Below are 26,141 nucleotides of genomic sequence, written 5' to 3'. Positions count from 1 at the left end.
TAATTTATTTTTAATCCTAAAAACAGAACTTGATTATGGAATGTAGACATGGAAATTTCTGGATTGGACTCGGAATTGGGTCAATCCTTGGCGCAGTAGCTTATCGTCTTTCACGTACAGCAAAAGCAAAACAATTAGAAAGTGAAATTTATAATGCTATCCATCGCATAGGTCGTGATGCTGAAATAGCTGCTGCTCATGCTGAAAGAAAAGCAGTGGATCTTGGACTTAAAGCAGTAGAAGCCGGTGCGGAAATTGCTGATAAAGTAGCAGATGAAGCCGATAAAGTGGCCGGAAAAGCAAAAGATAAGTGGGGAAAATAAGAATTCCAAAACGGGTAATCGATTTAAATAGAATCGGTTACCTGTTTTATTTTATATACGTTTAATCTTTTATTTCTAGCCTTATCAGTCACTATTTGAATGATGTGTGCACGAACACATATTGGTGTATCTTCTCCATTATTTTCACTTCCTTCAAGAATCAAAAGCTACTTTTCCTCTGGTTTCTCATCTGATAAGTACTTTTTTATCTATACTATCTTTACTTTTTCTTATGTTTAACAACATGTATACTTCCTTGCTGTTGTGGTTAACTTGCTGATTATTAGTAGTGTGTTCTTTATTGTGTGTTATGTGTGTGCGCACACACTATTGCTTAATTCAATAATTCATTTTACTTTTGCCGATGAAAAACAAGATACTTATCAATAGATGGATAAAGAGTTTTCAAATATTCGGATTGTAGACATTGCCAAGATGGCAGGAGTCTCTGTTGGCACGGTAGATCGTGTAATACATAATCGTGGCAGGGTATCTGAAGAAAACAGGAAAAAGGTACAGGCGATTCTGGAGATGGTACATTACCAGCCCAATCTGATGGCACGTTCATTGGCGGCCTCCAAAAAGCAATATCATCTTCTTGCGATTACTCCTTCTTTTGTTCAGGGAGAGTATTGGGAAGCTATTTCGGAAGGTATAGATAAAGCAGCGTCGGAAATGGAATCGTATAACATCACCATTACCAAACTCTTTTTCGATCAATATAATAACAAGACTTTTGATGATATCATCCGTAATCTGCTGAATGAGAAAGTAGATGGTGTATTGATTGCGACTTTGTTTACGGATTCTGTTATCCGGCTTTCGCAGGAACTTGACAGGAATGAAATACCTTATGTGTATGTTGACTCCAACATTGGAGGGCAACATCAACTGGCTTATTTCGGAACGGAGTCTTATGATGCCGGAGTGATTGCTGCCAGATTGTTGATGGATCGGCTTTCTTCGTCTTCCGATATATTGATGGCGCGAATTATTCATAGTGGGAAGAATGACTCTAATCAGGGAAAGAACAGGCGGGAAGGTTTCTGCCATTATCTCACGGAAACAGGGTTCAACGGAAATCTGCATGAAGTAGAGCTGAAAATAAATGATTCAGTGTATAACTTCATGAAGCTGGATGAAATATTTGAAGCTAATCCGAATATAAATGGGGCTGTTATTTTTAATTCAACTTGCTATATTTTAGGGAATTACCTGAAAGCGAGAGGAATGCAGTCTGTCAAACTGGTTGGTTATGACCTTATCGGGAGAAATACACAGTTGCTTTCCGAAGGTGTGATAACCGCATTGATTGCGCAGCGTCCGGAGCGTCAGGGATATGATGGTATTAAATCATTGTGTAATCATCTGTTGTTCAAACAGGGCAGTGAAAAGGTTAATTTGATGCCTATCGATATTCTTCTCAAAGAGAATCTGAAATATTATCTGAACAATAAATTATAAACATATAAATTTGTAAGAACCATGAATGAATTATTTAACGTAAAAGGCAAAGTAGTTGTTATCACCGGTGGAGCTGGTATTTTAGGTAAAGGTATTGCTGCGTATCTCGCAAAGGAAGGTGCAAAAGTAGTTGTGCTCGACAGAAGTGAAGAAGCAGGAAAAGCATTGGTAGACAGTATCAAAGCCGAAGGAAATGAAGCCATGTTCCTTTACACGGATGTGATGGATAAAGAAGTGTTGGAAGGCAACAAAGTGGAAATCATGAAGGCTTATGGCCGTATTGATGTATTGTTGAACGCTGCCGGAGGTAACATGGCAGGTGCAACTATTGCTCCTGATAAAACTTTTTTCGATTTACAGATTGACGCATTCAAGAAAGTAGTGGATTTGAACCTTTTCGGTACAGTATTGCCTACGATGGTATTTGCTGAAATTATGGTGGAACAGAAGAAAGGTTCTATTGTAAACTTTTGCTCTGAATCAGCTCTTCGTCCATTGACTCGTGTCGTGGGTTATGGTGCAGCTAAAGCAGCTATTGCTAACTTTACTAAATATATGGCTGGTGAACTGGCTTTGAAATTCGGTAACGGTCTGCGTGTAAATGCCATCGCTCCGGGATTTTTCCTGACCGATCAGAACCGTGCGTTATTGACTAATCCGGATGGTTCTCTGACTGACCGTTCAAAGACCATTCTTGCTCATACTCCATTCAACCGTTTCGGTGAACCGGAAGACCTTTATGGAACAATCCATTATTTGATTAGCGATGCTTCTAACTTCGTAACAGGTACAGTAGCTGTTATCGACGGTGGATTTGATGCATTCTCTATCTAATATTGGGATGATATCATTCTGTTTTTAATCATAATTAGTAACTTGTAATCAGGAAAGAATAATATGTATTTATGTGAACAAACTTGGCGCTGGTATGGTCCTAATGACCCGGTTAGCTTGTGGGATATTAAGCAGGCAGGCGCTACTGGTATAGTAAATGCTCTTCATCACATTCCAAATGGTGAAGTGTGGACAGTAGAAGAGATCATGAAGCGTAAGCAAATGATTGAAGAAGTGGGTCTGACATGGTCTGTGGTAGAAAGTGTACCTGTACACGAGCATATCAAAACACAGACGGGCGACTTTATGAAATACATCGAAAACTATAAGGAAAGTATCCGTAATCTGGCGAAGTGTGGCGTGATGGTAGTTACTTATAACTTCATGCCTGTATTGGACTGGACCCGCACAGATCTTGCCTATACAATGCCGGACGGCTCTAAAGCACTCCGCTTTGAAAAAGCAGCTTTTGTAGCTTTCGATCTTTTCATCTTGAAACGTCCGAATGCTGAAAAAGACTATACTCCGGAAGAAATAGCTAAAGCGAAAGCTCGTTTTGAGCAGATGAGCGAAGACGACAAGAAATTGTTGGTTCGTAATATGATTGCCGGACTTCCGGGTTCGGAAGAAAGTTTCACGGTAGAACAATTTCAGCAAGCATTAGATCGTTATGACGATATTGATGCAGAGAAGCTTCGTTCCAACCTGATTTTTTTCTTAAAAGAAATTGCTCCTGTTGCCGATGAAGTAGGAGTGAAACTGGTGATTCATCCGGATGATCCTCCTTATACCATCTTAGGTTTGCCTCGTATTTTGAGTACGGAAGAGGATTTCAAGAAATTGATTGAAGCCGTACCTAACGAATCTAATGGCCTCTGCTTGTGTACAGGCTCTTTTGGTGTGCGTGCCGACAATGATCTTGCAGGTATGATGGAACGTTTTGGCGACCGTGTGAACTTCGTACACTTGCGCAGTACACAACGTGACGAGGAAGGAAACTTCTACGAAGCTAATCACTTGGAAGGAAATGTAGACATGTACAACGTAATGAAGAGCCTTATTCTTCTACAACAGCGTCGTAAATGCTCTATCGCTATGCGTCCCGACCACGGACATCAAATGATTGATGACTTGAAAAAGAAAACGAATCCGGGATATTCTTGCCTGGGCCGTCTTCGCGGCTTGGCTGAACTTCGCGGCTTGGAAATGGGTATTGCAAAATCTATCCTCTAATCGAAGTACATAGTTAGCACTTTATTATCAAACACTACGGCTATTATTGATTGAAATAATAGTTGTAGTGTTTTTCATTTGCTCTTTTTCACTGGTTGAGGAATAAGTGAAGCGAATAAATCTCCAACATGTATATCTTTATCAGCTTTCTTTGTTTTTCTTGCTTTTTTCGGTTCGGGAATAATAAGTAAAGCTATTTGTGCGCAAGCCTCTGCATCTGCCAGTGCGTGGTGGTGATTCTCTAAATGATATCCGCATCGTTCTGCTACCGTATGCAACTGATGATTGGGCAAATCTTTTCCAAAGACTTTCCTCGAAGTACGGCAAGTACAATAAAACTTATAATCAGGATAAGTCATGTCATATAATTCGTGAACCGCCCGGAGACAACCTTCATCAAAAGGACTGTTGTGCGCTACAAGTGGCAGACCGTCTATCAATGGTTTGATTTCCGCCCATACTTCCGGAAATTCGTCGGCTTCCATCGTGTCGTCGTAAGTTAAGCCATGAACAGCTGTGGTCCATTGCGTATAATAATTGGGGCGGGGACGGATCAGACGATAGATTTTATTCGTTATTTTTCCTTCCCTTACGATGACAACCCCAACACTGCATACGCTGGTACGTTTGCCGTTGGCTGTTTCAAAGTCGATAGCTGCAAAGTTTATCATCGTTTCTATTATTTTTTCGGATACAAATATAGCATAAAAAATGAGGTTGGAGAAAATATAGTAACAGGATTGGCAAATAGAAACCTTTTACTAAAAATTGAATTAAAATGGACTTTGGGGAAACATTTCCAATAAAAAACTCTTCTTTTAAAGAATTTACACTATTTTTGTTCGACATAAACCAAAGGCATGGACAAAATGGAAAATCCGGGACCATTTGCCCCCTCCTGTCCAAATCAAATTGATCCCCTGAATCCAATCTAAATTGATCCCTTTTGTCCAGCTGAAAGTGACCCCTTCAAATTGAACGTACGGATATACTGGTGATGTTCCGCTTCCGGATATCACAACGAAAGAAAAGGCGCAGCAATATATCGGTTTGGATATGGCTGCCGAAAAGGTAGGCAAAGATAAATTTCTCGAAGAGATTGTCCCTGAATGGCTTCAAAAGGCAAAGGCAAACGGACGCATCATTGATTAGAATTTATTTTCGCTATATTTGCGTACAAAATAGATCCATGTATACAGAATATCAGCCTTCTCATTTACTTGTTCCCTACATTGATAGCTATTGGGAGTTTAAGGGCAATCCGGATTATGGTATGCGCATCCATATTCTGCCGGATGGTTGTACCGATTTTATATTTACGCTGGGAGAGGTGGCTAATGCTGTTGAAGAAGGGAGTCTGATTATGCAACCCTATCGTTCCTATTTTGTAGGACCTATGACAAAATATTCGGAACTCGTCACTTATACAGAATCGATTCACATGTTTGGCGTTCGTTTTTTACCTTGTGGTTTGTCTTGCTTTACAAACCTGCCTCTACACGAGTTTGTGAATAGCAGAGTCAGTACTAATGAGATGAAGGCTGTTTTTGATGACACTTTTATTGAAAAATTAGGTGAGCAGAAGCATGTCACAGATCGAATACGAGTAGTGGAAGAATATTTGCTGGCATATTTGGCGCGTCATTATCAGCCTGCCGATTCTCATGTCGCTATGGCAGTGAACATGATTAATCATTCCAAAGGAAAACGTTCAGTTCGCAGCTTGATGGATGATGTCTGTTTGTGTCAGCGTCATTTTGAGAGAAAGTTCAAGCATTATACCGGATTTACTCCTAAAGAATACAGCCGTATTGTTAAATTTAAGAATGCTGTGGAATTGTTGAGAACCACAACATCAGCCAATCTGTTGACTACGGCAGTTGATGCAGGATACTATGATTTAGCGCATTTTTCAAAAGAGATTAAGTCGATGTCCGGCAATACTCCTGCGTCTTTTCTTTCCCTAACCGTTCCGGAAGAAACCACACTTACTTATATCGAACCACAAAGATAGATTAGGTAAAAGTCGCTTTTTTACAATAGAATGGGAAGATATGCCGTTACCTTTGCAAGATTAATAAAAACCAATCAGCTTATGACCACAAAAACAATGAAAGAGAAAGCAACAGAATTGTTGCAGAGATGTGAAGTAGTTACCCTTGCTTCTGTGAATAAAGAAGGTTATCCCCGCCCTGTACCGATGAGCAAAATCCTGACAGAAGGAATTTCCACTATCTGGATGTCTACCGGAGCAGATTCACTAAAAACAATTGATTTCTTATCGAATCCGAAAGCAGGATTATGCTTTCAGGATAAAGGAGACAGCGTGGCGTTAACGGGGAAAGTGGAAGTTGTAACTGACGAAAAGATGAAGCAGGAACTTTGGCAGGACTGGTTTATCAATCATTTTCCCGGTGGCCCCACTGATCCCGGTTATGTCTTGTTGAAATTTGAATCGAATCATGCAACTTATTGGATTGAAGGAATATTTATCCATAAGAAACTCGACTAATTCTACTCGGAAAGATAGAGGAATAGCGGATTTAATGAGGCTGTTCTCGAACAGCCTCGTAATTCATTTAGAATTCAAATTTTTCCAATTTCATTTCAGCCAATTTCTGAATGATACCTACATATTGAGCGAAATGAGGAGATTTTTCGTGTGCTGCCAATACTTCGGCATTCTGCCAAGTTTCGCAAATCATGAAAACGTCAGGACGCGTGCTGCTTTCGAAAGTATCATAAGCAATGCATCCTTCTTGTTTTAAAGAACAGGCAGTCAGTTCTTTTGCCGCTTTTATTGCTTCTTCGCGGTTGGATTCGTTTACACGAACAAAAACATTTAATCTGATCATAGTCTTTTTTATTTATATAATTAAAAGAATTGCTTTCTCACAGTATCTGTGAAAAGTCGGAGGCAAAGATACTATTTTTCTATACTTCTGGTGAGTTTATTTCAAAAATTCATATAAACTTCATGTCATCCTAAAAAAACAATTATATTTGCATCTGAATTCTAAAAGCAATGATTTTGGGCACAATTCTTAAATTTGTTATAGCTTAATATTAGCCTCATAAACCACAGGCTAATTTCTTTCGTTTGAGTAGTTCTATACTTGAACAGGTTTTTCATTTTATCATTTTTATTATTCACTGCATCGTTTTTCAAAACTGATGCAATTAAGGTATTCAGGCTTTTAGTCCGGTTTATGCTAATCAGATGGGAGTGGTGGGTGCGTTGAGAATGAATGGAAAATTTCGTAAGAAATAGTAAGCTGAACATAGAAGAAGAAATAAAAAGGATTGAGCTTCAGACGGTTGATCCTTTGGATAGAATCAGGCAGATCATTGGTGTCGTACAGGTTTCACTGACCTCGCTGAAAACAGCTGTTGCCGGATATCAGTTTCGAAGTGCTGAAGAAGAGATTCTTTTCTTTAAAGTATCGAAACCGCAGATTTCCGGTCTGTTGATGTTTTATGTCCGTTTGTATCAGATTGAAAAGAATCGTATCGACAAATCTCTGTCATCCCAATGCAGATATCTGAAGATTGAATTGGAGAACCTGCAAAAATCATTTTTGAATAATGACTTTTATGAATATTATCGTGTCGGTCGGACAGAGCTTGATAGCCACTATTTCATTCGGGAGAATTATGATATTCTTTCTGATATACATTGTCATCTACTGGATAGAGATATTTCTTTTACCACCTTGCATGATTCGAGTGTTGCAGAAATTCTGGCGAATAATCGCTTGATAGAATATGTGTCGGAGGAAATAGAGCAGCTGACAGAGAAACTTCATCTTAAATTCACTTCCATTGTAGACAGTAAACTGTTGCAATGGACGGACAGTAAAGTTGCTTTGGTTGAGTTTATCTACGCCTTGTATGCAGGTAAATGCTTTAGTAATGGAAATACGAGTTTGAAAGACATTGCTTTTTGTTGCGAAACACTGTTTAATATCGAGATAGGTGATTTTTATCGTATATTCTTGGAAATCAGGAATAGAAAGAAAAGCAGAACCCAATTTCTGGATAAGTTGAAAGAACAGATTATAAAGATGATGGATGAGCTTGACAGATAAATTTCAGGGCGTCTTGTGACATCTTGTGAATTATACAAATGGCTATTATCCAACTTTGCGGAGAAATATAATTGATTCACAAAGAAAGATAATCGCTTTTGTATAGTTATGGAAACAACATTTACATGGGAGATAAGGGTGAAGAATTGCCCCTTATTAATTAAGAAATGCAGTCACTGTGATAGTGACCGCTTTTATTGCAGTGATAAGTTCAGGATGAATGCACAGAAGAAAAACATTGATGTCTGGCTGATTTATAGATGTGTGAAATGTGATAACACTTGTAATATGACTCTGTTGTCACGAACTAAACCCGACTTGATTGATAAAAAGCTCTTTCACAGCTTTTCTATGAATGACAGGGAAGTTGCCTGGCAATATGCCTTTTCTGCCGGAGTGGCAAGTAGGAATAATCTTCAATTAGATTATGACAGTGTTGAATATGAGGTGATAAATACCGTCTCTTTAGAAGACATCCTGAATATGAGTAGTGAGATCATAAGTATCCAAGTCAAGTGTGATTTCGACTTGAGCCTTAAATTATCCTCATTGATAAAAAGATGTCTGCCTCTTTCCAGTACCCGCTTGAAGCTGCTGTTTGAAAAAGGGTATATTTCTTTACTTTCCGGCAAAACATCTTCCAAGTGTAAGGTAAAGAATGGCGATACTATTTTGATGGATCGAAAAAGCCTGATTGATTTCTTGGGATAAAATCGGTTTTACAGTTTTTTTTAATAGCTTTGTGAAATGATAATTCGCATTCTGTAAAAGAGGTTGTACTATTAAGATTGAAGATATGAAAAAGGTATGTTTATTAGCTTTTGTTTTGTTTACTTGGAGTATCGTTGTGAATGCACAGGAAAGTGATGGACGATACGTTGAAGTGACCGGTTCTTCTGAAATAGAAGTCGTTCCGGATGAGATTCATTTTCTGGTTCAGATTAAGGAGTATTGGCAAGAAGAATACACCGGTAAATCAAAAAAAGAAGAAGATTTTCATACGAAAGTGCCATTGGCAATGATAGAGAAAGATTTGCGTAAAAGTTTGCGCAAAATAGGAATAACGGATGATGCTATCCGCACACAGGAAATAGGAGATTATTGGCGTCAGAGAGGAAAGGAGTTTCTGATAGGTAAGCAATTGGATATCCGGCTTACGGATTTTGAGCAGATTAACTCTATTATTCGTTCAGTCAATACGTGGGGAATTGAGTCCATGCGCATCGGAGAACTCAAACATAAGGATTTGCCAATGTATCGGAAACAAGGTAAGATTGAAGCACTGAAGGCTGCCCGTGAGAAAGCATCTTATCTGGTGGAAGCGATGGGGCAGCAGTTGGGTGAAGTGATTCGTATCATCGAACCTGCCGATAATAACATAAGCCGTTATCTTCCTTTCGAAGCGCAGAGCAATGTAAGCATGGGTGCGGCAGCTACCGAGCAGTACCGGGTTATCAAGCTACGGTATGAAATGACGGCTCGTTTTGCCATTAAATAAAAATAGTCTATCTTTGTCGCATGACAAGAAATAATAAATCGGATTTGGTTTAGTAAACAATCTGTGTTTCTGATACAGATTGTCCTTTCGTTTGCTCTCGGATGATTCCTTCCGGGAGTACTCTTTATGTCTTTATAATTTCAATTTTTAACTTGCGTACAAGGGTGCTAAAAGCATCGTGGTGCTTTGTAACGTGTACGCTGTATACATTAAGATCATGAATAACGAAAATCAAACAATTCACAAATTCGACTTTAATTTAAACTGGTATGGCTGGAATGATAAACTAAGCCAACTAAAACAAGAATCACTCTACAGCACTCTTCCTCATGGACGTATATCCATAGTACATCGTACCTGCTACGAGGTCGTTTCCGAAAACGGATTGTTTCAGTGTGAACTCACGGGAAACATGATGTATGGGAAATCTGATGCTGAATTACCCTGTACGGGTGATTGGGTGCTTTTTCAACCATTTGATGAGAATAAAGGGATTATTGTCTATATGCTACCTCGTGAGCGGACATTGTATCGCAAGAAAAGTGGTACAGTTGCCGATAAGCAGGCCATTGCTTCTTACGTCGATAAAGCATTTATTGTGCAGAGTCTTGACGATAATTTCAATGTCCGCAGAGTAGAACGTTTTATGGTTCAGGTATTAGAAGAAAACATCAAGCCTGTATTGGTACTTAATAAATCCGATTTAGATTTTGACAGGCAGAGTGTTGAAGAACAAATAAATCATATCTCCAATCAGATACCCGTATTTTTTACGAGCATTCATCAACCCCAAACGATTCTCCGGTTGCGGGAATCCATATCAGAGGGAGAAACTGTTGTGTTTGTCGGTTCTTCGGGTGTCGGGAAAAGTTCTCTGGTAAATGCACTCTGTGAAAAATCTGTGTTGCTTACCTCCGATATAAGCCTGTCCACAGGAAAAGGCCGGCATACATCAACCCGTCGGGAAATGGTATTGATGAATGATTCGGGTGTTTTAATCGATACTCCGGGTGTGCGTGAATTTGGCTTGGTTATCGACAATCCAGATTCACTGGCCGAAGTACTTGAAATCTCTGACTATGCAGAATCGTGCCGTTTCAAAGATTGCAAGCATATTAACGAACCGGGTTGTGCTGTTTTAAAAGCAGTCAATAGCGGCGTGTTAGATTATAAAGTTTATACAAGCTATCTGAAACTTCGCCGGGAAGCGTGGCACTTTTCTGCTTCCGAACATGAGAAACGTAAAAAGGAGAAGTCGTTTACAAAACTTGTAGAAGAAGTAAAGAATCGTAAGGCAAATCGCTGATTTCTATTTAAACGGTGTAGGTATTGGAATTTATTTTTTTCTTCAAAAGAGCAAAAAAGTTCTAGTTGCGCAAAAAGGCTGCGTACCACTGCATCTATCTTTGTCGAAGAAACAAGAAAACAGGTCAAGTACGGGTTACTTCAACAACTCATTTAAGGTATGGAAATCACTCATACGATTATCTGTTTTCCTGTTTCGTAAAGGGGCAGTAGCTCAGTGGGTAGAGCATCATACATAATCTTGAGATTATCCTGATGAAAAAGGTCAATTAAGATTTACTTCTATCCTGTGACGGTCGTCGGTTCGACTCCGGCCTGCTCCACAAAAAATAAATATAGAGGTAGGACAGCAGCTTCGGGATTATCTGAAATGAGGTCAACCGGGGCTTACTTCTTAACGGTGGATAACGCTGGTTCGAATCCGGCCTGTTCTACCTCTTTTTATCAACTAAGGTCAAGGAAGACTTACTTCAAAACCGCAGGAATGCTCCATTGATTCACAGTCTTCCGATTACCTTACTTAAAAAAACAAAGTTATGAATAAAGATTTGTTGAAAGTGTCTATCAGGCAGAATGCAATCTATTTGCCTTTGATAGAAGAAGAGAAAAAGCAGGAAGAGTTGACTTCGACTACCATTGCATTGGTAGCCCAACTCCGTAAAGTAGGATATAGCTTGTCCGAAGAACTGCTGCATGCCATTAATCAGTTATATCCGGCTCAACAGATGATGATTCTTCAGGTGATGAAAGAAGCATTAGGCGTGACGCTAAACTGGTCTCCATTGGTGAAAGGGTGGGATGTACCTACCGGAGAAACGCGCTTGGATCATCTGGTTACATGGATCGCTAACCTGTTTAATAGCCAGAAAGGCGTTAAACTACCTTGCGGACACGTGATCCCTGATAATACATTCCCTATGGAACGATACAATGGTTGTCCGTTCTGCGGAACCCTGTTCCAAACGGCTACTACGGAATATTTCGGACAGGGAAGTAAACTGAAAGTGCTGGAACTTTGGCAGGACAAGGAGCTGAATGCTTTTTTCTGTGACTTGCTTGAATCGCGTACAGCTCTTGATGCCACACAAGCGGATAGCTTGAAAATAATGCTTGGCGAACTTCCGTTACCGGCAGTCGAAATCAAAATGAAGGAGACATTGATGTTGGTGATAGATACATTGGTGGAACAGGATAGAGCGCAGGAAGCGCAAATCTATTTCTCTACTCCGAATGATATATTGCGTTATCTGTGGTATAAGAAAACCGGATTCCTGCAAATCATAGAGCCTAAGACTATTATCCGTAAAACAGGTAGAAACAACACACATATATGTGGAGTTTTGGATAAAAGTCGTTCGGCAGCTCAAGCGAAGCGTGAGGAGTTGAAGTTGAAATATACGCGTCGTGAATGTAAAATGGTAGCTCTTTGGTTGAACAACCTGACAATGGCTCCGGAGAAGGCTTGCGAAATCATGCATCCGAAAAGAGAGATGTGGGTACGTATGATACGTGCGTTGCGTCTGGCGGAATATGCCCGTAAGCCGGAATTCGGAAATTTGAAGGAATTGATGGATATATTCTACCGCCAGGCATATACTGTGTGGCAAGGAGAAGTGGAGCGCAACCGTTTGAAGGCGGATGCGGAACAGACATTTGCTTTGTTAAAGCAGCGACCGGGTATGTTTGCACGTTCTTTATTTGCGAATATGCTTTGGTTCGGAGCTGAAGAGACGTTGGCTGCATTTAAAGAAGTAGTTCATTTGTTGCCGGCACGTTTGGTAGTTACTTTGGGTATGTATGCGGAGAACTACTTTGAACCGGGACATAAGAGAATGGTGAAACCTTTAGGGGGGAATGCTCTTTTGATAGAACCACATTATTTGGTGGGTCTGTATATGGAGGATCAGCTAAAAGCGATGGTGAAGGATGTACAGGATTTGTGTAAGGAAGTCGTAGCTGCCCGTTTTGCCAATGCAGCTGCCGAAAGTGAAAACAAAAGTATGTATATTGACCCTATGTTGTTCCATATCCCGTTGGCTATCGGCGATCGTAGTGAAACAATTCAGGATACTTCCTGTGCTTTGCAGGGAACGCGTTTCCCGGTAGAGGGGGATAAAGTGCGATTGTTTATGCAGTGGGGAAAAGGGCTTCCGGCACAGCATCTTGACATGGACTTGAGTTGTCATATCACTTTGCCTTCCACAACAGAAGTTTGTTCCTTCTTCAACTTGCAAGCTATTGGCGCTAAACATAGCGGGGATATCCGAAGTATTCCTAATAAGAAAGGTACTGCTGAATATATCGAGCTGGATTTGAATGAACTGAACCGTGTAGGTGCGGAATATGTCGCTTTCACTTGCAATGCATATAGCAACGGGACTATCTCTCCTAATCTGGTGGTAGGTTGGATGAACTCTGCCTATCCAATGAAGATATCGGAAAGAACAGGAGTAGCTTACGATCCTTCTTGCGTACAGCATCAGGTACGTATTTCCCAAAGTTTGCAGAAAGGGCTTGTTTTCGGAGTTCTGAAAGTGAAAGAACGGGAAATCGTTTGGCTGGAAATACCTTTTGGTGGACAGACGATTCTTTCTTTGGATACACAGACCATTGAAAAGTATCTGGATAAGCTGGAAGCGAAAACAACTGTTGGTGAACTGTTAGCTGTCAAAGCACAGGCACAGGGATTGAAGTTAGTTGATATTCCGGAAGCGGACGAGATATATACTCGTGAATGGGCATTGAATACTGCCGCTGTGACTAAATTACTGTTGGGTGATTAAATTCTTGGGAGGAATTGTCTTTTTCCTCCTAGGATTTAAAGGTCGTATCGCATAAAGTTATACCTTTGTATGCGATCAATTAATCGTCTGACAGCTGTTGAACTTTCGTCTGACAACTGTTATCTTTCCGTCTGACAACTGTCAGACGAAAAAGATACAGCTGTCAGACGATTATTTTTATATGAACTGAAGATTAAAGTTCAATGAACAGGCGATTAAATATACGTAGTGAAAGTAATAAATGTATGAACTAATAAAAAGATATACTTATGAGTGCTCAATATGATTTGTATGAAACACCGGATCCTGATTGTACCGGAGAACAAAAGCCTTTGCATGCCCGTATCGTTCCAAATGGAACTTACTCGAAGAAAGAATTCATGGAACGTGTATCTCGTTCTTCCCAGACTTTTAACTATAACGTGATAGATGCGGTAGTAGGAGTTGTATTGGATGAACTAGCCGAAACGTTAGCAGAGGGATATATCGTAGAACTTGGCGAACTCGGGCATTTTAGCATCTCTTTGAAATGTACGCATAAAGTAATGACTAAACGTGAGATTCGTGCCGAATCAATCTGTTTTGATAATGTGCATTTGCGCACTTCCAAAGAGTTCAAAAGGAAGATTAAGCGTGAAATAGAGTTGGAACGTGTGGATAAATCCAAACACTCTTCTCAAAAAGTGGAATTTTCTATGGAGCAACGCCAACAGCTTTTACAGGAATTTCTAAAGAAAAATGGTGGTATTACCCGATTGGAATATAGTAGCCTGACCGGACTTTCCCGACTGAAAGCAATAGATGATTTGAATACTTTCATTGAGAAAGGGATTCTTCGTAAACGTGGAGCTGGAAGAACCGTGTTTTATGTCTGGCAACAGGAAGAATGATAATCAACTAAAAAATCCTCGTGCTGTTACTGACAGCTTTGTGTTTTTTGTCATTCACGGTAACACATATTAAGATGTATAACTTGCTGATTATTTTTCATACTGTTATATTTGTCCCGCTATTCTATTAATCAATAGAGGGAGAATGTATCAAAAGAAAAATATAAGGGTATATATAGCATGGATGTTATTCATGACATTCATTCCCTTCTTTGTAGTGAAGACCTTTCACTATCATGGAAGTGAGGATGAAAAGTCGTGTTCCCATGCAAAGCATTCTCACCAATCATCTGATGATTGTGCGATCTGCCAATACTCCCTTTCTTTCTTTACTGAACCTCAACCGATAGAATTTCATTGCACACTGACGCTCGTGCCCTACGAGCCGATTATTTACCAGGATAAGGTTGTTTGCAAACGAACTTATTCGCATCATTTACGCGGGCCTCCGGTCGCATGATTACATACTCATATTTTCAATGGAGATAGATTGGCTTTCAATCTATCCTTACATTCATTTTACACATTAAATAAAAGATTGTAATTGATGCGTATCGGAATTATTTCGGGCGTAATAGGGCTATTTGTAACCTTATCCGTCCATGCACAGAAATCCGATTCAATCAAGAGCATGCTTTTGCCTGATGTTGTGGTAACCGAAACGTACCAGCAACGTCAAGCGAAAAAGTCTGCCCTTACGGTTGATGTAGCCGATCAGGATTTTTTGCGCAAACATTTTACAGGAAACTTCATGCAGGCGATGGAGAATATTCCCGGAGTACAGGCAATGGATATTGGTTCGGGCTTCTCCAAACCGATGATTCGCGGAATGGGATTCAACCGGATTGCTGTATTGGAAAACGGAATCAAACAGGAAGGACAACAATGGGGAGCCGATCACGGACTAGAACTGGATGCTTTCAATATCGGAGCAGTCAATGTATTGAAAGGACCCTCCTCACTGCTCTATGGCAGTGATGCAATGGGAGGAGTGATTGATGTTGTTCCGTCGGCTGTTCCTGCTGATAATCGTGTATTCGGAGATGTCACACTGCTGGGTAAATCAGTCAATGGAACCATCGGAGGATCACTGATGCTGGGAATCAGGAAGAATGCCTGGTACTCCCATATTCGTTATTCGGAACAACATTTCGGTGACTATCGTATTCCGACGGATTCTATTGTCTACCTGACACAAAGAATTCCCATATATGGGCGTAAACTCAAGAATACGGCAGGCATTGAACGCAATATCGGACTTTTTACCCAATATCAACGAAGAGCCTATAAAGCGAATTATGCTGTGAGTAATGTATATCAAAAGACGGGATTCTTTCCGGGGGCACATGGCATACCCGATGCGTCACGTGTGGAAGATGATGGAGACAGCCGTAATATTGAATTGTCATTCAGTAAAGTGAATCACCTGAAAGTGACCACCCACCAGCAATATGCATGGGAGAAACTGATCTTGTCAGGCGATTTAGGTTTCCAGAACAATCACCGTGAAGAGTGGAGTGCTTTCCATACTCACTATGGTTCGCAACCCGCACCGGAGAAAGACCCCGACAAGGAACTTGCTTTTAATCTGAACACTTTCAGTGCTTCGGTGAAAGCTCGTTTTATTGGTTCTTCTTCGTGGGAACATACATTGGGGTGGGATGGACAACATCAACGGAACGACATTTCCGGCTATTCGTTTTTACTGCCTGAATATCGCCGTTCCACTACCGGAATGCTTTGGCTTACGACATACAGACCCAACAATGTGTTTTCAGTCAGCGGAGGAGTGCGATATGACTACGGATATATGAATATCTCTTCGCATGAAGATACTTACCTTGCCGATTATCTTCGGAAACAGGGCTATGATCCGGAACAGATAGACTTCTACAAGTGGAACAGTCACTCTGTGAATAAGCACTACGGTGATTATTCTCTTTCTCTGGGATTGGTATGGACTCCCTCCGACAAACATCTGGTAAAGGTGAATATCGGGCGTAGTTTCCGCCTGCCCGGTGCGAATGAGTTGGCTGCCAACGGTGTACATCACGGCACTTTCCGCCATGAACAGGGAGATGCAAACCTAAAGTCCGAACAAGGCTGGCAACTAGACGCTTCTTATCATCTGAAGTACCGGGGAATTTCTTTCTCCGTCTCTCCATTTGTCAGTTGGTTCAGCAATTACATCTTTCTGCGTCCTACCGGAGAGTGGTCTGTGTTACCTCATGCCGGACAAATCTATCGCTATACCGGAGCAGAAGCGCTATTTGCAGGAACTGAAGCTACCGTAGATGTTGATTTTCTGCGCAACTTCAATTATCGGATTTCCGCTGAATACGTTTACACCTATAATTGTGATGAACATATTCCATTGAGTTTCTCGCCACCTCCTGTTATGCGCAATACATTAACCTGGCAAAAGAATCGGTATATGTTGTATGCAGAATGGCAGAGCATTGCCCGGCAAAATAGAGTGGACCGTAACGAAGACCGTACAGCCGGAGCAAATCTCTTTCATCTGGGTGGTTCATTGAATATTCCGATAGGTGGAAACAATGAGATTGAAATAACCCTGACCGCCCGGAATATATTCGATACCCGATATTACAATCATCTTAGTTTTTACAGGAAAGTTGAAATCCCCGAACCGGGACGTAACTTCCAGATATTAATCAAAGTTCCATTTAAAAAATTACTGAAATGAAAAATAAATTTTATCTCCCAATGATTAGCCTTTTGGCAACAGTTACTTTCATGTTTTCCTCTTGTGATAATGATGACTCCAGTGATACGACCAAACCTCTGATTGAACTTCACGAACCGGAAGAAGGTCAGGCTTTGGAGATAGGAAACGAACATGGGGTTCATTTTGAAATGGATTTGTCGGATGATGTCATGCTGAAATCCTATAAGATTGAAATTCATAGTAATTTCGACCACCATTCACACGGAGGTAATAGCAGGGCTGCACAGGAAACAGTAGATTTTAGTTTCAACAGATCCTACGATGTGTCCGGACAGAAAACCGCCCATATTCATCATCACGATATTGTAATACCGGCCAATGCTACTGCAGGAGATTATCATTTGATGGTTTATTGCACGGATGCCGCAGGTAACGAATCTTATATCGCACGCAATATCAAATTAAGTAATGAGGTGGAAGACGAAGACCATCACCATGATGAATAAGACAATACATAGAGAAAGAATGAGGTGAGGTCAAAAAGGGACGTTTGACACATTCCCATTCTGTTTTTTTACGTAATGAGTATTTTTTCTTTCGAAAGGTGTAATATCTATTACACCTTTTTTGTTTCCAATCCTTTACTTTTGTGAAAAATACTTTTTCGTATGATGAAGTTTCCAATAATAAATCGACTCTTTCCTTCTTATAAATGGAAGGTAGCGGCTGTCATCATTGGCGGTGTTATTGTGGGTGGAGGAGCACTGTTTATGTATATGCTCCGGGCGCATACCTATCTTGGAGATGACCCGGCTGCATGCGTGAATTGTCACATTATGACTCCTTACTATGCAACCTGGTTCCATAGTTCACATGCCCGGAATGCCACTTGCAATGATTGTCATGTGCCGCATGAAAATGCTGTGAAGAAATGGACCTTTAAAGGTATGGACGGTATGAAACACGTGGCTGCATTTCTTACCAAAAGCGAGCCGCAGGTCATTCAGGCTCATAAAGCCAGTTCCGAAGTGATTATGAATAATTGCATCCGCTGTCATACACAACTCAATACGGAATTTGTGAAGACGGGGAAGATTGATTATATGATGTCACAGGTAGGAGAGGGGAAGGCTTGCTGGGATTGCCATCGTGATGTTCCTCATGGTGGAAAGAATTCCCTGTCCGGTACTCCGGGAGCGATTGTTCCTCTTCCGGAATCGCCTGTTCCCGAATGGCTCCGGAAGATGGTGAATCAGAAAGATAAATAAGAAATGAAATACGTAATAAAATAATAAAACCGATATACAATGGAAAAGAAATTAAAATCATGGCAAGGATGGCTGTTGTTCGGAGGTTCAATGGTCGTTGTATTTGTTTTGGGATTATGCGTTTCTGCGTTGATGGAACGGAGGGCGGAAGTTGCCAGCATTTTCAATAACCGTAAAAACGTTATCAAAGGGATTGAAGCACGAAATGAACTGTTTAAGGATGACTTTCCCCGTGAATACCAGACTTGGACGGAGACTGCAAAGACTGACTTTGAGAGTGAATTTAATGGAAATATTGCTGTAGATGCTTTGGAAAAACGTCCTGAAATGGTGATTCTATGGGCGGGATATGCTTTCTCAAAAGATTATTCCACTCCACGGGGACACATGCATGCCATTGAGGATATTACGGCATCTTTGCGTACCGGTTCGCCCATGAGCCCGACCGAAGGTCCTCAACCGTCTACCTGCTGGACTTGTAAGAGTCCGGATGTTCCCCGTATGATGGAGGCATTGGGTGTCGATTCTTTCTATAACAATAAATGGGGGGCTATGGGCGCCGAAATTGTGAATCCTATCGGATGCTCCGATTGTCATGATCCCGAAACAATGAATCTTCATATCAGTCGTCCCGCTTTGATAGAGGCTTTCCAACGTCAGGGTAAAGACATCACTAAAGCTACTCCGCAGGAGATGCGTTCATTGGTATGTGCACAATGTCATGTGGAATATTATTTCAAAGGGGATGGTAAGTATCTGACTTTCCCCTGGGACAAAGGTTTTACGGTAGAAGATATGGAGGCTTATTATGATGAGGCCGGTTTTTATGATTATATTCATAAATTGAGCCGTACTCCGATTCTGAAAGCACAGCATCCTGACTATGAGATTTGTCAGATGGGTATCCACGGACAGAGAGGTGTCTCTTGTGCCGATTGCCACATGCCGTATAAGAGTGAAGGTGGTGTGAAATTCAGCGATCACCATATCCAAAGCCCGTTGGCTATGATTGACCGCACCTGTCAGGTTTGTCACCGCGAAAGTGAAGAGACTTTACGTAATAATGTGTACGAACGCCAACGTAAAGCGAATGAAATCCGTAACCGTCTGGAACAGGAATTGGCAAAAGCACATATCGAAGCTAAATTTGCCTGGGACAAGGGTGCTACAGAAACACAGATGAAAGATGTGCTCGCACTGATTCGTCAGGCACAATGGCGTTGGGACTTCGGAGTAGCTTCACACGGAGGTTCATTCCATGCACCGCAGGAAATTCAGAGAATTCTTTCTCATGGATTGGATCGTGCCATGCAAGCCCGTCTGGCTGTATCTAAAGTATTGGCAAAGAATGGATATACGGGAGATGTTCCGATGCCGGACATTTCAACAAAGGCAAAAGCACAGGAATATATCGGCTTGGATATGGATGCTGAAAGAGCGGCTAAGGAGAAATTCCTGAAAACAACTGTTCCGGCATGGTTGGAGAAAGCGAAAGAAAACGGCCGTCTGGCACAGAAATAAGAGAATTTATATATGTGGAGCAAACCATGGAGTTATAAAGAAGGGCTGGTGATTGGCGCAGGATTACTGGTGATAGGGCTATTGCTGCAAATGACAGTGGGAGCCATACATTGGGACCTGTTTGCCTGTCCGGTCAATGTGATTGTGTTAGTGGTTTATATCATTGCTTTGGTAGCCATGCACCTTCTTCGCAAACGTGTCTATTTATTCGGATGGTTGAGTCATTATTCCGCTGCTGTCTCGTCTCTATTGTGGGTGGTCGGCATGACGGTAGTGATGGGACTGATCCGGCAGGCTCCTTCCGGTCATGCTCCGGCTGATCTGCTGGGATTTTCGCAGATGATTTCTTCCTGGCCTTTTGTCCTGCTATACTTTTGGATGGTCACCGCCTTGGGGCTGACAATCCTTCGCACCGGTTTCTCTTTGAAGATCAGCAGGATTTCTTTCCTACTGAATCATATCGGATTGTTTATTGCACTGATAACAGCCACTTTGGGAAATGCCGATATGCAAAGGTTGAAAATGACAACCCGGATGGGAAGTGCCGAATGGCGGGCTACGGATGATAAAGGTCAACTGATTGAACTTCCGCTGGCTATCGAACTGAAGGATTTCACTATCGACGAATATCCTCCGAAACTGATGTTGATTGATAATGAAACCGGCCGTACGCTTCCCGAAAAATCTCCTGTACATGTATTGTTGGAAGAGGGAGTGACAAATGGCAGCTTGCAGGACTGGCAGCTAACTATTGAGCAATCTATTCCGATGGCTGCTTCTGTGGCTACCGAAGATACTTTGAAGTTTACTGAATTTCATTCGATGGGAGCGACTTATGCTGTCTATCTGAAAGCAGTCAATCAGAAGAATCAAACAACCAAAGAGGGATGGGTAAGTTGCGGTAGTTTTCTTTTTCCCTATAAGGCAATCCGGCTGGATTCTTTAACCAGTATTGTAATGCCGGAACGGGAACCGCAGCGATTTGTATCGGAAGTGAAGATTTACACACAAGAAGGAACGATCACGGGAGGAACCATTGAAGTGAACCGCCCGATGGAGATAGAAGGTTGGAAAATTTATCAACTTAGTTACGATGAAACAAAGGGACGATGGAGCGATATCAGTGTCTTCGAGTTGGTTCGCGATCCGTGGTTGCCGGTTGTTTACACAGGAATAATAATGATGATGGCAGGAGCCATCTGTCTGTTTGTCAGCGCACAAAAGAGGAAAGAGGAGGACAAAGCATGAGTTGGGAATACTTTATACTATTTGCAATAGCCGCACTGGTTTGTTGGGCTTTGGGAGCTTTTGCTGCCTGGAAAGGTACAAAAACGGGATGGGCTTATGGATTTACTTTCTTAGGTCTGGCTATTTTCTTCAGTTTCATTATCGGAATGTGGATTTCATTAGAACGTCCTCCGATGCGGACAATGGGAGAGACACGGCTGTGGTATTCTTTCTTCCTTCCGTTGGCGGGATTGATAACCTATGCACGCTGGAAGTATAAATGGATTTTAAGTTTCAGTTGTATCCTTTCATTGGTCTTTATTTGTATCAATATCTTCAAACCGGAGATTCATAATAAGACGTTGATGCCTGCTTTGCAAAGCCCGTGGTTTGCCCCTCATGTCATTGTGTATATGTTTGCTTATGCTATGTTGGGAGCGGCGACGGTGATGGCCGTCTATCTGCTTTGGTTCAAAAAGAAGGAGATTGAACGGAAAGAAATGGATTTGTGTGACAACCTCACCTATGTAGGTCTGGCATTTATGACATTAGGTATGCTTACCGGAGCTATCTGGGCAAAAGAAGCCTGGGGACATTACTGGGCTTGGGACCCGAAAGAGACTTGGGCGGCAGCTACCTGGTTCGCTTATCTGGTGTATATCCATTTCAGATTGGGCAAGCCATTGAAGGCACGTCCTGCGTTGATTATTCTGTTAGTATCATTTGTCCTGTTGCAAATGTGCTGGTATGGAATCAATTACCTTCCGGCCGCGCAAGGAGTCAGTGTGCATACTTATAATTTAAATTGAAATATCGAATCACTTAAACTTCAATATCAATGAAAACACTTTATTGGTCATTCTTGCTTATGCTATTGCCAAGCATGGCATATACACAAAACACGGAGAAAGAGAATGAATTTACGATGTCTATGCAAATCAGACCTCGTGCGGAGTATCGGAATGGTGCACTGACTCCACGGGATGAAGGGGTAGCTCCTACATCTTTCATCAATAACCGTGCACGCCTCTCGATGGATTATAAACGTTCGGATCTGGAACTAAAGATGTCGGCACAGCATGTCGGTGTTTGGGGACAAGACCCGCAGATTGAGAAGAATGGGCGTTTTATGTTGAATGAGGCTTGGGCGAAACTGAACTTTGGTGAAGGGTTCTTTGCTCAACTGGGACGTCAGTCATTGATTTATGATGATGAACGTATTTTGGGAGGACTGGATTGGAATGTAGCGGGCCGTTACCACGATGCATTGAAGCTGGGATATGCCAACAAAAATAATGAAGTCCATCTGATTCTTGCTTTTAACCAGAATAATGACAATAGAACAAGTGGAGGTACTTACTATGATTCTTCTACCGGACAGCCTTATAAGAATATGCAAACCGTCTGGTATCATTATAAAGCGGATAATGTTCCGTTCGGAGCTTCTTTGTTGTTTATGAATCTGGGATTGGAAACGGGTGATAAAGCCACGGATGATTCTCATACCCGCTATTTACAAACAATGGGTACTTACCTCACTTATAAGAATAGTAACTGGAATCTGGATGGTGCTTTCTACTATCAGATGGGTAAGAATAAAGCTGCGGAGAAAGTTTCAGCTTTGATGGGTAGCATACAAGCCGCCTATACGTTTAATCAGACATGGGGAGCCGTGGCTAGTTTTGATTATTTAAGCGGTGATAAAGGAAATGGCGGTAAGTATAAGGCTTTTGATCCTCTTTATGGGACCCATCATAAATTCTATGGAGCAATGGATTATTTTTATGCTTCTACATTTGCAAACGGTTATGCACCGGGATTGATGGATGCTCGTATCGGAGGTCGTTTCCGTCTATCTGGCAAGGTAGATATGGAACTTAATTACCATTATTTTAGTACAGCTGTAAAGGTTCAGGACTTGAAGAAATATTTAGGTTCGGAAGTCGATTATCAGATAAACTGGTCGATCATGAAAGATGTGAAACTCTCTGCCGGATATTCTTTTATGCGTGGTACGAAGACGATGGACGCTGTGAAAACCGGCAATCATAAAAGCTGGCAGGATTGGGGATGGGTATCGTTGAATATCAATCCGAAAGTATTTTTCACTAAATGGTAGAGAAATAAACAGAATGATGAGAATCCCGGTTGACTTATGTTGACCGGGATTTTAGGACTTTGATCTCTATACCGAATATCTGCTTTTAGCCGAGGTAAATCCCTGTTGACTTAAGGCATCCGCAACTCCTTTGTAATGAAACGGATGTCGGTAGAAATCAGCTGCCAGGTCTGTCCAGTTGCCTACACGATTATTCCATGGACGTTCTTTAAGATAATGGGCGTAGATAACGTCATATTCAGCGAGTTTATCTTTTAAATCAGTCTTATATGTCTCTTCGAAAAAGACAGCCTGTTGTGGAAAACGAGGCTTTAATCCCGGTTCTTCTGCGGGGTAGCCGATACATAATCCCAACATAGGAAAGACATATTCCGGAAGTTGCAATTCATGGACAATTTCCAGCACATTTTTACGTACATCTCCAATAGGGACTGTTCCCAATCCCAATGATTCGGCAGCCACGACAGCCGCTTCGAGAGCGATACCGACTTCATGAGCTCCCACGAGCAATGTGTCAATGTCCTGCATTACTTCATCGAGCGTTTGCTCTTTCTTATGGCAGGCAAGAGCCACCCTATGGTAATCAGTACAGAACACGAGGAATACGGGAGCTTCGGCAATGTGTACCTGATTTCCGCATAATTCGGCTAAACGTCTTCTATGGTCGGTATTCTTTACTGCAATTATGGAAACGAGTTGCAGGTTTACCCAGTTCGGTGCGGCTTGTACGGCACGGATGATGGAGTTTAAATCTTCATCACTTACCGTTCTGTCGGTGTATGAACGGATGGAACGATGTGCCAGCATACTATCTATGACTTTATTCATTTTTCTTATTATAGTTCATAATTTATAGCATTTCATGTTATTACCAACCTGCCAATGGTATTTTCCGTGCCGGTGCGGGAAACGCGGTATCCAAATCATGCAAATCTTCCTCTGTCAGATGAATGGAAAGGCTTCGGAAATTATCTTCCACATGGGTTACATTACCGGCTTTGGGTATGGCAATGATACCGGGCTGACGCATCGTCCACGACAATGCGATTTGTGCAGGCGATACATCGTGTCGCCGGGCGATTTCCACCAATGTATGGTGGTGCAGAAGTCGTCCTTCTCCGATGGGCGAATAAGCCATAAGCGGCATTCTACGGGCAGCGCACCACGGCATGAGGTCGAACTCTATGCCCCGGTCGCCGAGGTTATAGAGTACCTGATCGGTGGCGCAGCCGCTTCCACCGGACAGTGAAACAATACGTTCCATGTCGGCTGTGTCCATATTACTGACACCCCATAAACGGATTTTTCCCTCTTGTTGCAATTCGGTCATCGCCCGAACGGTTTCTTCATAAGGATGGCGTCCTTTCCAGTGCAACAGGTAGAGGTCGATATACTCCGTTCCGAGCTTCAGCAAACTTCGTTCACAGGCGAGTTTCGTTCCACGATAGCTTGCATTACTCGGTAAAACTTTGCTCACGAGAAGCACTTTCTCTCTACAGTCGCGGACAGCTTCGCCTACCAGTTCCTCGTTGTCGTACATCTCGGCAGTATCGACAAGGTTCATTCCCAGCTCGATGCCATGTTGTAATGCCCGTATTTCTTCATGCCGCCGTGCGGCGGATTGTCCCATTTTCCATGTGCCTTGTCCCAACGGACAAACAGTTTGTCCATTCGGGAAAGTGATTATTGGTCGTTCTGTTTTCTTCATATTGTCACTGCCATTATGTGTTTATTGCGGCTCATTAAGCTATTCCTGATAATAATGCTTGCCACTCCGACAAGCAGGAATGCCACAGCTCCCAACGGAGATGATTGTGTTCCCCATACGGTTATGAACATGCCACATATTGCCGTTCCCAACGTTGTTCCGAGATTTGCGGCGGTCAGGAACAATCCGTTGGCAAAATCGGGTGCTTCGGTTGCCGACGTAGATACCATGAATTGATTCCCGTTATTTGCAATACCTGCGAATATTCCCAATATCAGAATGACGATTGACGTTGGTACGGTCAGTTTCCCTAGTCCGTAAAGTACGAGATAAAGTATCGCCATGATGGCAGGTACGTATTTCAACGTGGCGAAAGGACGTTGTGCCAACAATTTTCCGGCTGCGATATTTCCGACGATATTTGCCATGCCGTAAACAAACAGCAGAAGGCTGATTACCTTGAAGGAGACATCTGTAACCGTTATCAGGTAATCGGACAAGTAGCTGTAAAATCCGAACATGGCTGCATTCATCAGTAATGCCGCAAGGAAGGAGTTCCACAATACGGGTTTTTTCAAAACGCTGAGTTGTGTGCCATACGATAACCGTTCCTTAACGGGCATGGACGGTATGAGGAAAATAGTGGCGAGCAGTACAAATGCATTAACAACGGTAAAAAATACCATTGCTGCAGAGAATGAAAATTCACTGGCGATGTAGCTCGTCACGGGCACTCCGAGCACCATTCCTGCCGATACTCCGGCAAAGATTTTGGAAACGGCTTTCGGAGCATCCTCCCGACTAACGGAAGAGGCTGCGGTTGAGAAAGCGATGGATACATAGAGCGGATGAAAGAATGCCGGAATCGCACGGGTTATCAACAGTACGGTAAAGTTCGTCGTGAAGACCGAAACGAGGTTGGAAATCACGAACACGGACAAGGCGAGCACCATGACCGTTTTACGGTTTACCCGTGAAAAAAGTAACGGTACGACGGGAGCAGAGAAGGCAATGATCAGCGCAAAGAGGCTGACCGTCCAACCCGCATCCGGCACCGTAACACCGAAGGTTTCGGCAATGATAGGGATGATGCCCACTACTCCCATTTCAGTATTCAATATTCCGAATACTCCGAGTGTGAGGATGAACATCAACAAGTGGTTATGCTTATTTTTAGTTGATATACTCATG

At 41.9% G+C, this 26,141-nt stretch carries 25 protein-coding genes, 1 tRNA gene and 1 pseudogene; 22 read left to right on the top strand and 5 right to left on the bottom strand.

Annotated elements, in window-relative coordinates:
* Window positions 1–35 precede the first annotated feature (35 nt).
* The 4 genes from N5O98_RS16725 to uxuA all read left to right on the top strand — a co-directional run bounded on the left by N5O98_RS16725 (window position 36) and on the right by uxuA (window position 3,854).
* The gene (locus N5O98_RS16725) at window positions 36–323 is read left to right on the top strand and encodes a YtxH domain-containing protein (RefSeq protein WP_004297124.1); all 288 of its coding nucleotides are present in this window, start codon (window positions 36–38) and stop codon (window positions 321–323) included.
* Window positions 324–713: 390 nt separating this feature from the next.
* A complete protein-coding gene (locus tag N5O98_RS16720; protein WP_004297122.1) occupies window positions 714–1,787 on the top strand; it encodes a LacI family DNA-binding transcriptional regulator in 1,074 nt (357 codons plus the stop codon).
* A 21-nt stretch (window positions 1,788–1,808) separates the two neighbouring features.
* Window positions 1,809–2,621, top strand: coding sequence for an SDR family oxidoreductase (locus N5O98_RS16715; RefSeq protein WP_004304110.1), 813 nt, complete (start codon window positions 1,809–1,811; stop codon window positions 2,619–2,621).
* 63 nt (window positions 2,622–2,684) lie between these two features.
* A complete protein-coding gene (gene uxuA, locus N5O98_RS16710; protein ID WP_004304108.1) occupies window positions 2,685–3,854 on the top strand; it encodes a mannonate dehydratase in 1,170 nt (389 codons plus the stop codon).
* Window positions 3,855–3,928: 74 nt separating this feature from the next.
* On the opposite strand, the gene N5O98_RS16705 is transcribed toward uxuA, so the two are convergent.
* On the bottom strand, window positions 3,929–4,525 hold the full coding sequence (locus tag N5O98_RS16705) for a 3'-5' exonuclease (RefSeq protein WP_004304106.1): 597 nt from the start codon (window positions 4,523–4,525) through the stop codon (window positions 3,929–3,931).
* Between the two features lie 310 nt (window positions 4,526–4,835).
* On the opposite strand from N5O98_RS16705, the pseudogene N5O98_RS16700 reads away from it, so the two are divergent.
* From N5O98_RS16700 to N5O98_RS16690, 3 genes and pseudogenes are all read left to right on the top strand, one after another.
* Window positions 4,836–5,006, top strand: a pseudogene (locus tag N5O98_RS16700) (ammonia-forming cytochrome c nitrite reductase subunit c552); the annotation flags it as partial.
* Window positions 5,007–5,043: 37 nt separating this feature from the next.
* Window positions 5,044–5,868: an AraC family transcriptional regulator gene (locus N5O98_RS16695; protein WP_004297116.1), complete on the top strand. Its 825-nt coding sequence runs from the start codon at window positions 5,044–5,046 to the stop codon at window positions 5,866–5,868.
* A gap of 81 nt (window positions 5,869–5,949) precedes the next feature.
* Window positions 5,950–6,366, top strand: a complete 417-nt coding sequence (locus tag N5O98_RS16690; RefSeq protein ID WP_008774619.1) for a pyridoxamine 5'-phosphate oxidase family protein — start codon at window positions 5,950–5,952, stop codon at window positions 6,364–6,366.
* 67 nt (window positions 6,367–6,433) lie between these two features.
* Here N5O98_RS16690 and N5O98_RS16685 read toward each other — a convergent pair whose 3' ends face one another.
* A complete protein-coding gene (locus tag N5O98_RS16685; RefSeq protein WP_008774618.1) occupies window positions 6,434–6,709 on the bottom strand; it encodes a putative quinol monooxygenase in 276 nt (91 codons plus the stop codon).
* A gap of 393 nt (window positions 6,710–7,102) precedes the next feature.
* Here N5O98_RS16685 and N5O98_RS16680 point away from each other — a divergent pair, with 393 nt between their 5' ends.
* The 15 genes from N5O98_RS16680 (at window position 7,103) to N5O98_RS16615 (ending at window position 23,242) form a co-directional block, all read left to right on the top strand.
* Window positions 7,103–7,942: an RteC domain-containing protein gene (locus N5O98_RS16680; protein ID WP_118161473.1), complete on the top strand. Its 840-nt coding sequence runs from the start codon at window positions 7,103–7,105 to the stop codon at window positions 7,940–7,942.
* Between the two features lie 108 nt (window positions 7,943–8,050).
* A complete protein-coding gene (locus N5O98_RS16675) occupies window positions 8,051–8,653 on the top strand; it encodes a DUF1062 domain-containing protein (RefSeq protein ID WP_004304101.1) in 603 nt (200 codons plus the stop codon).
* Between the two features lie 85 nt (window positions 8,654–8,738).
* On the top strand, window positions 8,739–9,440 hold the full coding sequence (locus tag N5O98_RS16670) for an SIMPL domain-containing protein (protein ID WP_004304099.1): 702 nt from the start codon (window positions 8,739–8,741) through the stop codon (window positions 9,438–9,440).
* 217 nt (window positions 9,441–9,657) lie between these two features.
* Window positions 9,658–10,746: a ribosome small subunit-dependent GTPase A gene (gene rsgA / locus N5O98_RS16665; protein WP_008774615.1), complete on the top strand. Its 1,089-nt coding sequence runs from the start codon at window positions 9,658–9,660 to the stop codon at window positions 10,744–10,746.
* Between the two features lie 202 nt (window positions 10,747–10,948).
* Window positions 10,949–11,068: transfer RNA gene (locus tag N5O98_RS16660), tRNA-OTHER, on the top strand.
* Window positions 11,069–11,281: 213 nt separating this feature from the next.
* Window positions 11,282–13,528, top strand: coding sequence for a hypothetical protein (locus N5O98_RS16655; RefSeq protein WP_004311208.1), 2,247 nt, complete (start codon window positions 11,282–11,284; stop codon window positions 13,526–13,528).
* Window positions 13,529–13,797: 269 nt separating this feature from the next.
* The gene (locus N5O98_RS16650) at window positions 13,798–14,418 is read left to right on the top strand and encodes an HU family DNA-binding protein (RefSeq protein ID WP_004309726.1); all 621 of its coding nucleotides are present in this window, start codon (window positions 13,798–13,800) and stop codon (window positions 14,416–14,418) included.
* Between the two features lie 145 nt (window positions 14,419–14,563).
* The gene (locus N5O98_RS27505; RefSeq protein WP_004297096.1) at window positions 14,564–14,878 is read left to right on the top strand and encodes a hypothetical protein; all 315 of its coding nucleotides are present in this window, start codon (window positions 14,564–14,566) and stop codon (window positions 14,876–14,878) included.
* Window positions 14,879–14,965: 87 nt separating this feature from the next.
* On the top strand, window positions 14,966–17,125 hold the full coding sequence (locus N5O98_RS16645; RefSeq protein WP_195664345.1) for a TonB-dependent receptor: 2,160 nt from the start codon (window positions 14,966–14,968) through the stop codon (window positions 17,123–17,125).
* A complete protein-coding gene (locus N5O98_RS16640; RefSeq protein WP_004309723.1) occupies window positions 17,122–17,613 on the top strand; it encodes a DUF4625 domain-containing protein in 492 nt (163 codons plus the stop codon). The genes N5O98_RS16645 and N5O98_RS16640 overlap by 4 nt, the downstream gene beginning before the upstream one ends.
* 162 nt (window positions 17,614–17,775) lie before the next feature.
* Window positions 17,776–18,375, top strand: a complete 600-nt coding sequence (gene nrfH, locus N5O98_RS16635; RefSeq protein WP_004309722.1) for a cytochrome c nitrite reductase small subunit — start codon at window positions 17,776–17,778, stop codon at window positions 18,373–18,375.
* 39 nt (window positions 18,376–18,414) lie between these two features.
* Window positions 18,415–19,896, top strand: a complete 1,482-nt coding sequence (gene nrfA, locus N5O98_RS16630) for an ammonia-forming cytochrome c nitrite reductase (RefSeq protein WP_004304071.1) — start codon at window positions 18,415–18,417, stop codon at window positions 19,894–19,896.
* 12 nt (window positions 19,897–19,908) lie between these two features.
* The gene (locus N5O98_RS16625) at window positions 19,909–21,144 is read left to right on the top strand and encodes a cytochrome c biogenesis protein ResB (protein ID WP_004304069.1); all 1,236 of its coding nucleotides are present in this window, start codon (window positions 19,909–19,911) and stop codon (window positions 21,142–21,144) included.
* Window positions 21,141–21,932 carry a cytochrome c biogenesis protein gene (locus tag N5O98_RS16620; protein ID WP_004297090.1) on the top strand — a complete coding sequence of 264 codons (792 nt, stop codon included), beginning with the start codon at window positions 21,141–21,143 and terminating at the stop codon, window positions 21,930–21,932. The genes N5O98_RS16625 and N5O98_RS16620 overlap by 4 nt, the downstream gene beginning before the upstream one ends.
* 29 nt (window positions 21,933–21,961) lie before the next feature.
* Window positions 21,962–23,242: an alginate export family protein gene (locus N5O98_RS16615; RefSeq protein WP_008648626.1), complete on the top strand. Its 1,281-nt coding sequence runs from the start codon at window positions 21,962–21,964 to the stop codon at window positions 23,240–23,242.
* Between the two features lie 66 nt (window positions 23,243–23,308).
* On the opposite strand, the gene N5O98_RS16610 is transcribed toward N5O98_RS16615, so the two are convergent.
* Genes N5O98_RS16610 through N5O98_RS16600 form a run of 3 tightly spaced genes read right to left on the bottom strand, consistent with a single transcriptional unit; the run spans window position 23,309 to window position 26,140 of the window.
* Complete coding sequence (locus tag N5O98_RS16610) at window positions 23,309–24,070, bottom strand: NADPH-dependent oxidoreductase (RefSeq protein WP_118161474.1); 762 nt, start codon at window positions 24,068–24,070, stop codon at window positions 23,309–23,311.
* 40 nt (window positions 24,071–24,110) lie between these two features.
* Window positions 24,111–24,950, bottom strand: a complete 840-nt coding sequence (locus N5O98_RS16605) for an aldo/keto reductase (RefSeq protein ID WP_004309718.1) — start codon at window positions 24,948–24,950, stop codon at window positions 24,111–24,113.
* On the bottom strand, window positions 24,947–26,140 hold the full coding sequence (locus N5O98_RS16600; RefSeq protein WP_008774612.1) for an MFS transporter: 1,194 nt from the start codon (window positions 26,138–26,140) through the stop codon (window positions 24,947–24,949). The genes N5O98_RS16605 and N5O98_RS16600 overlap by 4 nt, the downstream gene beginning before the upstream one ends.
* Window position 26,141: the final 1 nt, after the last annotated feature.

Source organism: Bacteroides sp. LFL-34, from assembly GCF_027257075.1.
In the GTDB taxonomy this organism is placed as follows: domain Bacteria; phylum Bacteroidota; class Bacteroidia; order Bacteroidales; family Bacteroidaceae; genus Bacteroides; species Bacteroides ovatus.
Note: the sequence above shows the minus strand (reverse complement) of the source record. Positions and strands in the feature narration are given on the sequence as shown.

What these genes read in the sequence shown, in the direction of transcription:
- N5O98_RS16725 (WP_004297124.1), top strand. Translation starts at nt 36, where the DNA reads ATGGAATGTAGACATGGAAATTTCTGGATTGGACTCGGAATTGGGTCA.
- N5O98_RS16720 (WP_004297122.1), top strand. Translation starts at nt 714, where the DNA reads ATGGATAAAGAGTTTTCAAATATTCGGATTGTAGACATTGCCAAGATG.
- N5O98_RS16715 (WP_004304110.1), top strand. Translation starts at nt 1,809, where the DNA reads ATGAATGAATTATTTAACGTAAAAGGCAAAGTAGTTGTTATCACCGGT.
- uxuA (WP_004304108.1), top strand. Translation starts at nt 2,685, where the DNA reads ATGTATTTATGTGAACAAACTTGGCGCTGGTATGGTCCTAATGACCCG.
- N5O98_RS16705 (WP_004304106.1), bottom strand. Translation starts at nt 4,525, where the DNA reads ATGATAAACTTTGCAGCTATCGACTTTGAAACAGCCAACGGCAAACGT.
- N5O98_RS16695 (WP_004297116.1), top strand. Translation starts at nt 5,044, where the DNA reads ATGTATACAGAATATCAGCCTTCTCATTTACTTGTTCCCTACATTGAT.
- N5O98_RS16690 (WP_008774619.1), top strand. Translation starts at nt 5,950, where the DNA reads ATGACCACAAAAACAATGAAAGAGAAAGCAACAGAATTGTTGCAGAGA.
- N5O98_RS16685 (WP_008774618.1), bottom strand. Translation starts at nt 6,709, where the DNA reads ATGATCAGATTAAATGTTTTTGTTCGTGTAAACGAATCCAACCGCGAA.
- N5O98_RS16680 (WP_118161473.1), top strand. Translation starts at nt 7,103, where the DNA reads ATGGAAAATTTCGTAAGAAATAGTAAGCTGAACATAGAAGAAGAAATA.
- N5O98_RS16675 (WP_004304101.1), top strand. Translation starts at nt 8,051, where the DNA reads ATGGAAACAACATTTACATGGGAGATAAGGGTGAAGAATTGCCCCTTA.
- N5O98_RS16670 (WP_004304099.1), top strand. Translation starts at nt 8,739, where the DNA reads ATGAAAAAGGTATGTTTATTAGCTTTTGTTTTGTTTACTTGGAGTATC.
- rsgA (WP_008774615.1), top strand. Translation starts at nt 9,658, where the DNA reads ATGAATAACGAAAATCAAACAATTCACAAATTCGACTTTAATTTAAAC.
- N5O98_RS16655 (WP_004311208.1), top strand. Translation starts at nt 11,282, where the DNA reads ATGAATAAAGATTTGTTGAAAGTGTCTATCAGGCAGAATGCAATCTAT.
- N5O98_RS16650 (WP_004309726.1), top strand. Translation starts at nt 13,798, where the DNA reads ATGAGTGCTCAATATGATTTGTATGAAACACCGGATCCTGATTGTACC.
- N5O98_RS27505 (WP_004297096.1), top strand. Translation starts at nt 14,564, where the DNA reads ATGTATCAAAAGAAAAATATAAGGGTATATATAGCATGGATGTTATTC.
- N5O98_RS16645 (WP_195664345.1), top strand. Translation starts at nt 14,966, where the DNA reads ATGCGTATCGGAATTATTTCGGGCGTAATAGGGCTATTTGTAACCTTA.
- N5O98_RS16640 (WP_004309723.1), top strand. Translation starts at nt 17,122, where the DNA reads ATGAAAAATAAATTTTATCTCCCAATGATTAGCCTTTTGGCAACAGTT.
- nrfH (WP_004309722.1), top strand. Translation starts at nt 17,776, where the DNA reads ATGATGAAGTTTCCAATAATAAATCGACTCTTTCCTTCTTATAAATGG.
- nrfA (WP_004304071.1), top strand. Translation starts at nt 18,415, where the DNA reads ATGGAAAAGAAATTAAAATCATGGCAAGGATGGCTGTTGTTCGGAGGT.
- N5O98_RS16625 (WP_004304069.1), top strand. Translation starts at nt 19,909, where the DNA reads ATGTGGAGCAAACCATGGAGTTATAAAGAAGGGCTGGTGATTGGCGCA.
- N5O98_RS16620 (WP_004297090.1), top strand. Translation starts at nt 21,141, where the DNA reads ATGAGTTGGGAATACTTTATACTATTTGCAATAGCCGCACTGGTTTGT.
- N5O98_RS16615 (WP_008648626.1), top strand. Translation starts at nt 21,962, where the DNA reads ATGAAAACACTTTATTGGTCATTCTTGCTTATGCTATTGCCAAGCATG.
- N5O98_RS16610 (WP_118161474.1), bottom strand. Translation starts at nt 24,070, where the DNA reads ATGAATAAAGTCATAGATAGTATGCTGGCACATCGTTCCATCCGTTCA.
- N5O98_RS16605 (WP_004309718.1), bottom strand. Translation starts at nt 24,950, where the DNA reads ATGAAGAAAACAGAACGACCAATAATCACTTTCCCGAATGGACAAACT.
- N5O98_RS16600 (WP_008774612.1), bottom strand. Translation starts at nt 26,140, where the DNA reads ATGAGTATATCAACTAAAAATAAGCATAACCACTTGTTGATGTTCATC.